The 12,422-nt window shown below is 58.3% G+C and carries 11 protein-coding genes; 6 read left to right on the top strand and 5 right to left on the bottom strand.

What is annotated here, in order from left to right; genetic code table 11:
- The first annotated feature begins 39 nt into the window (after positions 1-39).
- From QW379_06195 to QW379_06185, 3 genes are all read left to right on the top strand, one after another.
- Positions 40-582 carry a hypothetical protein gene (locus QW379_06195; GenBank protein ID MEM2869992.1) on the top strand — a complete coding sequence of 181 codons (543 nt, stop codon included), beginning with the start codon at positions 40-42 and terminating at the stop codon, positions 580-582.
- Between the two features lie 121 nt (positions 583-703).
- Positions 704-835 (top strand): hypothetical protein, encoded by a 132-nt coding sequence (locus tag QW379_06190; GenBank protein MEM2869991.1) that lies wholly within the window; start codon positions 704-706, stop codon positions 833-835.
- A gap of 170 nt (positions 836-1,005) precedes the next feature.
- Positions 1,006-1,536: a hypothetical protein gene (locus QW379_06185; protein MEM2869990.1), complete on the top strand. Its 531-nt coding sequence runs from the start codon at positions 1,006-1,008 to the stop codon at positions 1,534-1,536.
- Between the two features lie 17 nt (positions 1,537-1,553).
- On the opposite strand, the gene QW379_06180 is transcribed toward QW379_06185, so the two are convergent.
- The 4 genes from QW379_06180 to QW379_06165 are packed head-to-tail and all read right to left on the bottom strand — an operon-like array spanning position 1,554 to position 7,263.
- Positions 1,554-2,072: a hypothetical protein gene (locus tag QW379_06180; GenBank protein MEM2869989.1), complete on the bottom strand. Its 519-nt coding sequence runs from the start codon at positions 2,070-2,072 to the stop codon at positions 1,554-1,556.
- 41 nt (positions 2,073-2,113) lie between these two features.
- Complete coding sequence (gene glmS, locus QW379_06175) at positions 2,114-3,916, bottom strand: glutamine--fructose-6-phosphate transaminase (isomerizing) (GenBank protein MEM2869988.1); 1,803 nt, start codon at positions 3,914-3,916, stop codon at positions 2,114-2,116.
- 2 nt (positions 3,917-3,918) lie between these two features.
- Positions 3,919-5,130, bottom strand: coding sequence for a sugar phosphate nucleotidyltransferase (locus tag QW379_06170; protein MEM2869987.1), 1,212 nt, complete (start codon positions 5,128-5,130; stop codon positions 3,919-3,921).
- 33 nt (positions 5,131-5,163) lie between these two features.
- A complete protein-coding gene (locus tag QW379_06165; GenBank protein ID MEM2869986.1) occupies positions 5,164-7,263 on the bottom strand; it encodes a phosphoadenosine phosphosulfate reductase family protein in 2,100 nt (699 codons plus the stop codon).
- Positions 7,264-7,492: 229 nt separating this feature from the next.
- Here QW379_06165 and pheT point away from each other — a divergent pair, with 229 nt between their 5' ends.
- Positions 7,493-9,127, top strand: coding sequence for a phenylalanine--tRNA ligase subunit beta (gene pheT / locus QW379_06160; protein ID MEM2869985.1), 1,635 nt, complete (start codon positions 7,493-7,495; stop codon positions 9,125-9,127).
- 5 nt (positions 9,128-9,132) lie between these two features.
- Here pheT and QW379_06155 read toward each other — a convergent pair whose 3' ends face one another.
- Complete coding sequence (locus tag QW379_06155) at positions 9,133-9,828, bottom strand: hypothetical protein (protein MEM2869984.1); 696 nt, start codon at positions 9,826-9,828, stop codon at positions 9,133-9,135.
- A gap of 99 nt (positions 9,829-9,927) precedes the next feature.
- Between QW379_06155 and QW379_06150 the strand changes: the two genes are divergently transcribed.
- Entirely contained in the window at positions 9,928-11,820 is a 1,893-nt protein-coding gene (locus QW379_06150; protein MEM2869983.1) for a PKD domain-containing protein, read from the top strand.
- Positions 11,821-11,871: 51 nt separating this feature from the next.
- Complete coding sequence (locus QW379_06145) at positions 11,872-12,372, top strand: nitroreductase family protein (GenBank protein MEM2869982.1); 501 nt, start codon at positions 11,872-11,874, stop codon at positions 12,370-12,372.
- Positions 12,373-12,422 lie beyond the last annotated feature (50 nt).

Here is a 12,422-nt window from a genome sequence, read left to right as displayed (position 1 = left end):
CAAAGATTAAATTGGTAATAGAGCATTTATCCATCCAATATGATGGCTGATTCAAAGCAAGCCTATGAAATTGCGTCCTATGGATGGATAACGCAGCTCGTGGCGGTGCTGGTCTGGATTCTACTCGGGATATGGCAGATTTCGGAGTACTTCCGTTTCGAAGACTATTTCTACCATCCCGAGAAGGCGCCGCCCGGCGTGACCAACCCCTCGGAGCAGATGTATCTCGCGGCCACCCTCGCTGGGCTTTTCATCGTTTTTGCGATCGTGGCGCTTGTACTCGCTCTCCTAATTCGTTGGCGGGTTCTTGAGAATCTGTTGAAGATGGAATATGAGCTCGCAGCTCGACATATCCTGCTTTTCGGGGGGCTCGGTGTGGTATTCGGGTTCGGCCTAGGAGGTGCCCTGCTACTGCTGAGCTTGGTCAGGCTTAAGGATGCCATGCGCGTCTCCGCATCTCTCCAAGAACCCGAGGTCCCCCTGGCCGAAGCCACGCCCCTCTGCCCGACGTGTGGAAGCCCCGCCAGGTTCATCCACGGGGCGCAGAGGTGGCGGTGCGACCAGTGCGCCAGATACCTCTGACCTGTGCAGCCCACGACCCCGAGCTTCAGGATAAGAATTGGGGAAAATATAATTATGCGAAACCTTATCCAGACGCGGTGAGCGGGGGGAGAAAGGATGAGTTTCTCCAAACCTGAGGAGGGTGAAGCAAAAAGTCACGAGGCTCGAGTGGCGCAGGAAGCAGAGGGAGGTCCTCATTCTGGCCAGGGAGGGAATTCCTCCGAACCAGTCGGGAGCCCCGCGCATCAGCCCGCGAGTGAAAGTCCGCAACTAGAGAGCTCCCCCGCACCTACGCCCCCACCCCCCCCACCTAAACAGCAGCCCACATCCCAAGAAACACCCTCTCCACCTACTTCGCAGCCACGGGCCCCCCCACCCGCCGGCCGGCCCCCGGCCCCCCCGCCCGTCGCCAGAGCGCCCTCTGGGCCTCCGGGCGTCGTGCCGGTGCCCAGACCCAGGGTTCCACAACCACCATCTGTCGTCGCCAAGCTCGACGCCCTCCCCAAGCAGGCCGAGAAAAACGCCAATGTCGCTATTATCTGGTTCATCGTCTCCGCTGCGATATTCTTTGCCATCGGGAGTTATCTGTTGATGATTCTCCAAGACGCCTTGAGTTCCAACAAGCCCGTGGACGAGTCGGCAATGTGGGGTTTCATCTCGACACTGTATGTTTTCGGCACGCTCGCGGTGATTCTGGCGCTGGTTGTTCTCTGGAAGGTCCGGGGCGCTATGAAGGCCGACAAATGGGACACCGCCGTGGACAGCTCTGTTCTGATTGGGATACCGGGGTTCATATTCGGCCTAGGCATCTCCGGGGTTCTGCTCTTCCAGATAAGCAAAAAAATGCGCACCCATCCCTTCTACCTCCGTACCCTTCCACCGCCTGTGCCGGTGTGCGAGAGATGCAGGCAGAAGGTCGAGTGGAACGCCCAGTATAAGAAGTACTACTGCGCAAATTGTAGAATATATCTCTGAGGGCTGAGGGGACCGCGTCAGCGCCCTCCCAAGCCCCCCCCTTCTTTTCTGTACCGCTCGGGAAGCTCCTCCAGCTTCAGAAAGCTCAGGAGAAAGAAAAGGCCTCCAAGCACGAAACCGAAGAGGAGGCCTGCGAAGATGGCTGGTAGCAGTCTCCTCCGGAGCGCTGGGAAATCTCCTTCCGTATGAGCGACAATTAGCTTACTCCGGCCAAGAGAGAAGCAGAACAGGGACCCGGTCGATAGGATGAGAAGCACCACACCCCCGACCGCTGCTTCTATGGCTTTTCCGACTCGCCAGAAAAGAAAAGCGCTTCCGAGAGCTGAGGCGAAGCTGATAAGAGCGGCGAGAAAGTAGACGCCGGCCGCTATAAGAAATAGGAGAATGCCTAATCTGATAAAGAAACCCACGTCCTCAACCACACCCCTGAGCTCCGGGGGAAGCTCCCGGGTGGAGGGCGTGGAGGGCGACTGGTCCTGACATGAGCCAGCTGGACCTGTGGGCCCAAAACTCTGCTCCCCGCTATCAGGAGTCATTTCCATCCCACCTTTGATGTTCCTCTCCTCACTTCCAGAATTCACTCCACCGTCACGCTCTTGGCCAGATTGCGGGGTTTGTCTATTTCGCAACCGCGGGCCAGGGCGACATAGTAGGCTAGGAGCTGGAGGGTCACGATGACAGGGACTGGAGAGAGTATGGGCAAAACCTCTGGAATGAACAGCGTCAGGTCCGCGGCCTTCTTGAGCTCCCTGTCGTTCTCGAATCCTATAGCCACAACAGGAGCGTTACGGGCGCTGACCTCACCGATGTTTGAAAGGAGCTTCTCGTATGTGTGGTCGCGGACGGCGATGGCCACCACCGGTGTGTCCTTTGTGAGAAGGGCGTTGGGCCCGTGCTTGAGCTCTCCGGCGGCAAAGCCCTCCGCATGCAGATAGGATATCTCCTTGAGCTTCAGCGCGCCCTCGAGAGCGATGGGATAGTTGATATTACGGCCTATGAAAAAGACGTCCTTTGCATTAGACATCCATTCGGCGGTCAGCTTGATCGCCCCGCTGTTGTTCAGCACCGCCTGTACATCTCTCGGGAGGCGCCGGAGGCCCTCGATGAGTTCCGATATTCTGTTCGGAAGCAAAGTGCCCTTGTGCTTCCCCATCGCGGCACCTAGAAGTACCAGGGCGACGAGCTGGGTGACAAAGGTTTTTGTCGCCGCAACTCCTATCTCAGGCCCCGCACGGGTGAAGAAAGTTGTGTCAACCTCCCGGGTTATGCTGCTCCCGACGACGTTGGTTATGGCTAGGGTTCTGCATCCACGTCTTCGTGCCTCTCTGGCCGCCTGAAGAGTGTCGGCGCTCTCGCCGCTCTGGGATATTAGAATCATCAGGGGAAGCTGGCGGGAGGGGGACGAATACCGGTATTCCGAGGCGGGCTCGACCATCACTGGGACCCCAGTGAGCTCCTCGAGAATGTACTTCCCCGCAAGGCCAGCGTGATAGGAGGTCCCACAGGCCACGATTTTTATCGAGTCGAACTCTTCTTTCTCAATGCCTCCAATATCGAGGTTGAGGTCCGGAATTCTTCCGATGAGTGACTCCAAAATCGCTCTGGGCTGCTCATGAATCTCCTTCAGCATGAAATGGGGGTATCCCCCCTTCTCAGTATCCTCGGGCGTCCAATCCACTGCTGTGGGATTCCTCTCCACTCTCTCACCGGTGAATCTCTCGATGCTCACCCCTTCCCGCGTCAGGACCGCCAGCTCCTTGTTCTCGAGATATACCACGCGTCGGGTATACTTGAGAATGGCGGGGAGGTCGGAGGCAACAAAGTTCTCCCCTTGCCCGAGACCCACGACCAGTGGGCTCTCGTCCCTTGCCGCGACAACCTTGTCGGGCTCGGACCTATGAATCACCACTATCGCGAGAGACCCGCTGACCTTCTTGAGCGATTCGGCCACAGCGGCCTTCAGATCCCCCTTGTAATTCCTCTCGATGAGGTGAACTAGGGTCTCTGTGTCCGTGTCGGAGGAGAATTTGTGGCCCTCCCTCTCCAGCGCTTCCCTGAGCTCCCTGTGGTTCTCTATTATCCCATTGTGGGCGAGGGCGAGCTCCCCTCTACAGTCGACGAAAGGGTGGGCGTTGCGGTCCTCAGGCCGGCCGTGGGTCGCCCACCTAGTGTGTGCGATTCCAACATTACCCACCACGTTCGGCAGCCTCTTCTCCAGTTCGCCTATGCGTCCCGCAACCTTGGAGCTGAAGAGCTCCCTCTTGATATCGATTACAGATACCCCTGCAGAATCGTACCCCCGGTACTCAAGCCTCTTGAGGGAGTCGAGCAGCACCGGGAGTGCTTCCCGCCAGCCTATATATCCCACTACCCCACACATGGCTAGACCACGCTCGTGTTGTCCGGGACAGCCTTTGAAATGTTCTTGAGGGAACCGATTCTGCAGTTGGTTCCAATCAGAACCCCCGGCTCCACATTCACACAGTTCCCCACAATGGTGTCCTCGCCCATGATCACACCAAGACAGGGGACGGTGTGAAGCTCCCGCTCAAGAAAAACCTGGGCTTTTTCAGCAGCCGCCACGAAGTGGGCGCCTAGCCTAGAGCCGTCGCCGACGACGGAGTGCGATATTAAGCTGCTCGGGCCGATGCTGACATCGCTCATCAGAATTGAGTTGCGAACCTCCGTCCCGGACTGAATCGTCACATTATCGCCAATGGCGGTCGCCGGGAGGATACACACGTTCGGGCCGATGTCGCATCCCCTGCCGATTCTCACCGGCCCCTCAATATAAGTGCCCGACCGAATCAATGAGCCCTCCCCGACCTCGACACGGCCCTTGATGTGGACCCCAGGCTCCACCGTGCCAGAGAGGGCTTCAGTGGCCTCCTTGAGCACCTGTGCGTTTACGTCGAGGAGATCCCATGGGAAGACTACGTCGTGCCATTTTGCTGATGTCTTCACAGCCTCGACCCGTTCCCCTCTGTCTATGAGCGATTGAAGGACGGCCGTGAGGTCGTGTATCTCCTTTGCAGCGCAGCTCCGAATGGAGCTGAATACATCGTCCGAGAGTCTACATATGCCCGTGCTTATCAGATTGCCTATGGGGGTCTCTGGCTTCTCCACGATGCGTGTGACCTCCCTGCCACGGAGCAGGACCACACCGTATCTGGACGGCTGCTGTGATTCCGTTACCACGATTGCGTATGGCGCTTCATGCTGCTCGAGGGAAAGGAGCTCCCTAATGAGCGAGGGGTCCATTATGTTGTCACCCGGAAGCACGAGAAAGCTCTCGCCCGTGGCGCCCTCGGCGAGCGAGAGAGCGTGAGCGGTGCCGAGCTGCTTCTCCTGCACCCTGTACTCTATGTTCACGCCGAATCTGGAGCCCTCCTCAAAATAGGTCATTATGCGCTCGCGCCTGTAGCCGACGACCATCACTATCTCGCGAACCCTGCACCCGGCGAGCGCCCTGACCACATACTCGAGAATGGGTCTGTTTGCGACTTTTATCATTACTTTTGGCTTGTACAGCGTGAGAGGCCTCAGCCTCAGCCCCTCGCCGGCCGCAAGGACCACAGCCTTCAATGGGCTCACCAAGCGAAAAAGGACATCTCCGGATATAAGGGTTTAGGGGAGGCCGCGCCCGTGAATCAGCCTCTCGGCATAGTGAACCACCACACACCCGGCGGCGCACTTCATGCAGTGCGTGCATCTGCGTAGGTCCACAACCGGGAAATCGCCCACCCTGATTGCTTTCCTGGGGCAGCCCCTCTCGCACACTCCGCAGGCGGAACAGCGGGAGGACCTCAGGAGCGCGCCAACGACGTGGCGCAGGAACTTGCGGGCTTTAGTAGGGTCAGGTGCGTTAACAGAGAGGTGCCCACTCTCGAAAAACCTCGCAGACGCGACACCCCGCCTCACCATTGCCACCCCCAGCTCCCCGGACCATCTGACTTCTCCGACCGTATTCAGGAGGTTCGCAATCCTGTCCATCGGCGTTGGAGCCGGCATCTTTATCACTGCCTCGAGTGAGTGGCCGCCGCTAGCGCATGGTTGCGGCCCCTCAGACACCTCAAGCGAGGCTTCGCCCCCCGCCATGCCGGGAAGTGTCCACCCCTTGGCCCGAGCCAGCTCCAATATTTTCGGGGGCGGAACCCGCCAGCGCCACGCACCCGCCCGCACAGCCCTTGCGTCCCAGCCCCTTCTCTTACTTTCGACTTCCAGAGCGGCGCTCCAGCGCGCGTGGAGTTCTGGATGGAGCCGCCTCAGCACTTCTAGCTCTGCCTCTAGGCTCGAGGGGCACATCCAGCACCCGACCCTCTCCAAATCCTCGTCGTAGAGCGGGTTGTGCGGAAGCCCTTTCCATGTGTTATAGAGCCAGACATCAAGCGACCTCCAATCTCGTATTGGCTCCAGATTGACCTGCCTCGGCACAAAGGGGCTCTCCTCCACGAGGCCTATTCTCTGGCGTGCGAAGGATTCCCTCCTCCTCCTTCCCTCGACAGTTAGAACGCCCGCGGGAAAGTATTCGGATAGGAGGGCGCTCATCGGCGCAAGCTTACACACCTTGCAGCACCAGCGGAAATCCTTTGCAGGAATTCCGAATCGGGGCAGGTTCTCCCAGAAGGCATCGCCTGCGTCTTTCTCGAGAAGAGGAAGGCCGAGCTTCCGGGCGATTCCGCGCACATACTCTACTGTCTCGGGAAACTCGATGCCGGTGTTAGAGAAAATAATCACGGGGCGGCGCCCCATTGAGCCGCCCTCCACTCTGGCGGTCTTATTTTCCCCACCACCGATTCCATCGCTCGGCGTGTGGCTCTCTCTCCGATTATCCACTCCGGTGGAGTCTTCTCTATCGTCAAAAGATTTTAGGGCGGTCACGGCCAGTACCAGTGCGGCCAGGCTGTCCTTTCCTCCGGAGAAGGAGACCGCGAGTGGCAACCCTCGTCTCTCTGAAACTGCCGACCGAATCTCACGGACCGCCGCCGCCTCCAGCTTCCGGAGCTCGCTTAGATTGGCCCTGACAGCTTCTTCGATTGTGGCAGCTCTTCCACTGAAGCTCGGTCCCGGGGCGCAAGCGTCCCGTATCCTCACTCCGCCCCTGTCCGGCCGAAGCTCTCCCACAGCGGCGAGGGCGCGTCCCGCGATCAAGACTTCGCCGGTCCCTTCCCATAGGTAGCTCTGTCGACCCGGCAGTGGTTCCGGAGACCCTCCTCCATCGCCGCTTTGGGGAATTCCTTTCAATTCCCCCCCGCAAGGCCCACTGAATTCAGAGAACGGGAGTACTTTGCCCTTTATGTGGCTCCGGGCGTGCCTCTCGGCAATCACGAGATGGGCCGCTCCTGCCTTTATCAGCATGGATGCGCCGGCTGCGGTGAGACGCAGCCCATGTTGTCGTGAGACTGGGTCGAAGGCCAGCGTCCCGATAATATAACCATTAAATATCAGCTGATCCCTCCTGTCCAGTCCCGACAGCTTGTTAAACAGTAGAATTCCAGGAGGCAGCCCTATGCCGAAATCGCGGCGCAGGAGCCTGTCCACAAGAGCCCTTCCCTCCCGCATCGCGGGTCTGATGTCTCCGGGGGGTGATAGCGGGATGAAGCACCCCGGCATTCCACAGATTCCGCAGCGCCTGCCCAGCAGGGGAAGAACGCAGCGACGGCACCAGAAGATGCCTTGAGATGGCATCCGCTCATGCCAGGCTTTTAACCGTCTCTTTCCCTCCATACCTCGCCTCCTGGCACTATCCCACCGTCTCGGTGGCCACCGGCGCCCGCCATTGTATCCTCGCCATCGTATCCATTATTTCCCCTCGCACCGCTCCCTAATCCCCCCTGGGCTCGTGTCCATAGACCCTCAATCTGGGAGTAAATATAAAGAGATATATCCCCGGACATCCACCCCCACCCCACCACCTCGGCAAACTCATTAATACCGGAAGGCTATTCAGCGTCCAATGCCGGTGGTGTCGTTCAGTTACTCCGATTTCGTTCGTCTGCTGGGCAGGGACGTCGGTCTGGAGACGCTTTTAGAGACCGCCCCCATGCTCGGATGCAGTCTCGAGCGTGTCGATGGAGACGAAGTCTCTCTCGAGTTCTTCCCCAATAGGCCGGATCTGTACAGCGTCGAAGGGCTGGCGAGGGCGATGAGGGCCTTCATGGGACTCAATCCAGGAATGCCCAGGTACGAGCTGAATGACTCCAACATTGAAATGACAGTTGAGGAGAGTGTGCAGGACATCAGGCCCTTCGTGGTATGCGGAGTTGCGAGGGACCTCGAGCTCTCGAGCACCATTATTCGTTCCCTGATGGACCTTCAGGAGAAGCTCCACACGACCATCGGAAGACGGAGGAGCAAAGTATCAATAGGCCTCCACGACCTCGACAATGTCAAACCCCCTTTCGTATACAGGGCCGTTGAACCTCGTAGCGTTCGCTTTGTACCTCTGGGCCACAGCGAGGAGATGGACCTTGAGGAAATTATTGAGAGGCACGAGAAGGGTATCGAGTACGGACGTCTCGTTCGTGGCAAGCCCCGCTATCCCCTGATTGTGGACAGGGAGGGGAGCGTGCTCTCATTTCCCCCAATAATAAACGGTACCCTGACCCAGCTCACAGAGGACACCCGGAGCGTCTTCATCGATGTCACAGGGACCGACTATAGCGGAATCTCATGGGCCCTGACAATCATAGCCTCGGCTCTGGCCGAGAGGGGAGGAAGGCTGGAGACTGTGGTGATGCGCTACCCTGACAAGGCGCCCTTCCGCACCCCTAGCCTCGTGTCGAGGAAGAGGTCGCTCAACCCTTCCTACGCTAACGCGCTACTCGGCACGGAGCTCTCCATCGGAGAAATGGTGGAGAGCCTACGTAAAATGATGCATGACGCCTCCCCATCCGGCGACAGAATCGATGTCGGAACGCCCGCATTCAGGGGAGACATTCTGCACGAGATTGACCTCGTCGAGGATGTCGCCATTGGCTACTCCTATTCTAAGTTCAAGGGCGAGCTCCCGTATGCAATGACATTTGGCCGGGAGCTGAAGTCGGAGCTCAGGGTCGAGAGGGCCCGCCAGACTATGATTGGTTTGGGCTTCATCGAAGTCATGACCTTCACCCTCACCTCCCCTTCAAAGCAGCTCAACCGGGCTTTGGGGCAGGAGATGACCGAGCTTCTCAACCCCGTCACGGAGGAGCAAACGATTCTCAGGACAGAGCTTGTCCCGTCGCTCCTCGAGGTTCTGAGAATAAACAGGCACCATGACCTCCCCCAGAGGGTATTCGAGGTTGGTGAGATCGTGCTCAGCCATCGCAACAGGAAGCGCCTCGCAGCGGTCCTGACCCACCCTAGGGCAAGCTTCACGGAAGCGAAGAGTATAGCTCTGGCTGTGTTGAGGGAGTTCGGCCTCTGGGAGCGGTACAGGCTCCAGCCTGCGGAAAGACCCGGATTCATAAAAGGACGGTGCGCCACGCTCCATCTCGAAGAGAGCGGAACCGAAATCGGGTGGTTCGGAGAGCTCCACCCTGAGGTGATAACAGCATTCGAGCTCTCTAGCCCTGTCGTCGCCATGGAGCTCGAACTAGGCGGGTGGTAGGAGCTCTATCCTCCCTTCAGGACCCTCCTGACCACCCTTTTCTTCATGACAGGCCCCCTTGCGAAAGGTGTGTCGGGGGTGTGGGTCTGGACGGTGGGCGGTGCTCGCGCCTCGTCAAGCGGCCTGTTCGGGCCCCTTCCATCCGGATGACCCGGTCCCTGAGCGAGCTCCACCTCTCCGGGAGCTATTTCTCCCGCAGTCCTTCCAATCCTCTTAATCACGAGTCTGGGCACGGGCTGTATATCGAGCACCGTGCCGCATATCTTACAGACGGTGGCCTCGGCGGCGACCCTGCTCCCGCAGATGGCACATCTGAACATTTCCTCGTCCTTGACCGTTTGGACTGGGGCGTCCGGGCTTACGGACAAGTCAGCACGAAATCCAGCAGTGTTCTCGCCTGTGCGTGCCCGGAGCCCCTCGCAGCCCTTCCCCTCGCCCCCCTCCCGTCCCGCTCCGGCGGCGCCCTTTCCACCCCATCCATCCGCCACCAAACCCTCGTCGCTCCCCCCACCCTCAGCGCCTTCTTGCCTCCCCTCCGCCTCAATTATCTGAATCAGTTCCCTAATCTCGGAAAAAATGCTCTCGACCTCGACAGCGTCCCTTTCCCTGACCAGAGAACGGCCGCAGCCGGGGCATGTCTTACTGCTGAGCGGGCTCAGCCGCCCGCACGATGGGCACCTGAGCTCCCTATGAATCCGCAACTCGCAACCCGGGCTTCTATCAGGTCCATGAGTTTATAACAATTGTGGAGCGGGGTTGGAAAGGTTTTATACTGGCTAATCGTTTACTCTTTCGTCGACATGAGGGCTCGAGCGCTTCTGGCGCTGGTGGTTCTGCTGATGAGTTGGGGGGCTCAGCCTGGGGCGAGCGTGTCTCAACGGGCCCCACCCCTCACGCCAACAGGGCTCTTCCTTGAGGCCAATGCCTCCAGCCCGCACAATCTGACGCCCCTTGTCCCGGTTAGTGAAGGTTATGTTGATATTTATAAAAGTGAGGCCGCTGAGTTCGTGGCTCGGGAATTCTACGGGCTCCTGGTCCAATCGGAGGGCTTCGGTCTCGACCTCGTCTTCATATCCCTGAACATCAGTGGCGTCACCGTCGCCTTTGAGCTTTTCCTCGACTTGACTGGGGACGGGACCGACGATGCCATGGTCCATTTCGAGAACTACACCAGCGAGCAGCCCATCGTGCCGGAGAGAGTCCAGAGGGGAGCTCAGGAGTTGCCGGGGGATCTCTCCGACATTAAGGGTGGTTCCATCAGGCTTCGCATCATCAGAACGGATGAGCTCGACGGCTGGCTCAGGGTGTGTTGCGGAAGGATGACAAACTCTAGCACCCTCTGGGTCCCCTACTCACGCCCACTGGTGGCGGACGCAGGGCAGAACCTGCTCGTGAGCGTCAACAGGACCACCATCCTGAATGGCTCGGCATCGCTATCCATCGCGCCGGAGGAGACCACTTATGAGTGGGAGCTGGAGGCCCCAGACGGATGCATGACAAAATTGTCCGGAAGGGTTGTTGAAGCGCTTTTCAATTGCCCCGGAATCCATAATGTGACGCTGCGCATTCGCTGGAAATACTTTGAGGACAGTGATAGAATTCTCGTCACCGTACTTCCCAACCAGCCACCGAGCGGAATCATTTACCATCCCTTGATAGTAAACATCCAAACTCCCGTGAACTTCACATGCGAGTGCTCAGACCCGGACGGAGAGATAGTATTGTACCTCTGGGACTTCGGTGATGGCAACCGGGCCGAGGGTGTGAACGTGACTCACAGCTACTCCTCCCACGGATACTATTATATTATTCTGAATATCACTGATGACAACGGGGCCACGACCACCATAAAATCGCTGCTGAAGGTCAACCATCCCCCGGTGATATCAGGGATTATAATTGAGGTCAGGGGTCGCGAGGTGAGCTTCAGGGCCTGTGCCACCGACCCCGATGACAATTTGCTCACATACAACTGGGACTTTGGAGATGGAGCCACGGCCGAGGGCTTCGAGCTGACCCACAGGTACCGCGCGCCCGGGGAATACACCGTGACCTGCACTGTCACTGACTGGGAGGATGCGAGCGCTACATACCAAAAAGCGGTTATTATTCTCAACTCTCCCCCTGCAAAAGGAGCGGGGATAATCTCCCCCCGGCAAGCCTATGTGGGGGAGGCGATCCACTTCGATGTGGACGCGACTGATCCCGACGGCGATAGACTTTCTTACCGCTGGGACTTTGGCGACGGAGCCTTCAGCAGTGAAAAGAGCCCTTATCACATCTACAGATCCGCCGGTAATTACCGTGTTACTGTCGCCGTATCCGACAGCTACTCCAACCTGACCCTCATAAGAGAAATAGACATCATCGAGAAGGAGCAGTTCGACGCCGGCCTGATATCTAATATAATTAACATAATATGCCTTTTACTTATTATAATCGCCCTAATAGTGTTCGCTGCGAGAGCGATAGCGAGAAGGACCGCTCCCCAGCCCGGCACACCGGCACCGCCCTATAGTGGAGCACCCGCGCCCGGGCCCGCGCCGTATCAGCTGACTTACTCCCCTCCCCCACAACCTAAGCCCCGAGCGGCAATCACCGCATGCACCCGCTGCGGCTCGACGAATCTGATTGGATTTCCAGACGGTCATGTGAAGTGCGCTGACTGCAAAAAAATCATGTTCAATGGCTGATGGAACGAAGAATACGCCAATAGGGTGAAGCCCATGGATGTTCTAGAAGCGATGAAGAAGAGACGCCCGGTTAAGAGATTCAGGAGGGCGCCGATTCCTGATGAGAAGCTGACCCAGGTGCTTAACGCGATGAGGCTGGCCCCAAGCGCCGCCAACACCCAGCCCTGGAAGTTCATTGTGGTTAGGGACGAGGCGGTTAAGCAAAAACTCGCCGCTGTGTGCGGTGGCCAGAAGTTCATTACCGAAGCCCCCGTGCTCGTCGTGGGCTGCGCCAATATCGCCGAGGCCTACCCCTACCTCGGCATGTTCATGAGCTCCTATCCAATGGACCTCGCCATGGCCCTCAATTGCGGCGAGCTGACTGCAATTTCGGAGGGGCTTGGCACGCACTGGGTGTATCAATTCCACAGCGAGAAGGTGCAGGAGGTTCTCGGAATTCCTCCCGACATCAAGGTCTGCTTCCTCTTGGCGGTCGGAACACCCGAGGAGTTTGAAGAGCCGGATGGAAGGAAGAATCTCTCCGAGATTGTTTGCTACGAGAAATATGAGTAGGGGCGAGGCGCGGTGCGGACGAAGGATTCTCGGAGGGTTGCGAGGTTGGC

Source organism: Thermoplasmata archaeon (assembly GCA_038851035.1).
Taxonomy (GTDB): Archaea; Thermoplasmatota; DTKX01; order VGTL01; family VGTL01; genus JAWCLH01.
Note: the sequence above shows the minus strand (reverse complement) of the source record. Positions and strands in the feature narration are given on the sequence as shown.